Genomic DNA, 462 nt, shown 5'->3' on the forward strand with positions numbered 1-462 from the left:
GCGGCGGCCGAGGCCGCCGCTGCCGAACAGAAGCGTCGGTACGAACTGCGGCTCAAGGAAGTTGCCGCGAGGAAGGCAGGAACACGGTGATCGCTTCGGTGCGAGGTGAGGTCCTCGAGATCGGGTTGGACCACGCGGTGATCGAGGCCGCGGGCGTCGGCTATCGCGTCAACGCCACGCCGGCCACGTTGGCGACGTTGCGCCGCGGCGACGACGCGCGACTGCTGACCGCGATGATCGTGCGCGAGGACTCGATGACGCTGTACGGCTTCGCCGACACGGAATCACGGGATCTGTTCGGCCTGCTGCAGACGGTGTCCGGTGTCGGTCCCCGCCTGGCGATGGCGATCCTCGCGGTGCTCGAGCCGGAGGCGCTGCGCAAGGCGCTCGCCGAGGGCAATGTCACGGCCCTGACGAGGGTTCCCGGCATCGGCAAGCGCGGCGCCGAGCGGATGGTCGTCG

1 protein-coding gene is annotated in these 462 nt (G+C 69.9%); it reads left to right on the forward strand.

What is annotated here, in order from left to right; all coding sequences use genetic code 11:
* Nucleotides 1-86 precede the first annotated feature (86 nt).
* The coding region (gene ruvA / locus IJ15_RS0124675) for a Holliday junction branch migration protein RuvA (RefSeq protein WP_031940937.1) at nt 87-462 on the forward strand (376 nt) is incomplete at its 3' end.

The organism is Prescottella defluvii, assembly GCF_000738775.1.
Lineage (GTDB): Bacteria > Actinomycetota > Actinomycetes > Mycobacteriales > Mycobacteriaceae > Prescottella > Prescottella defluvii.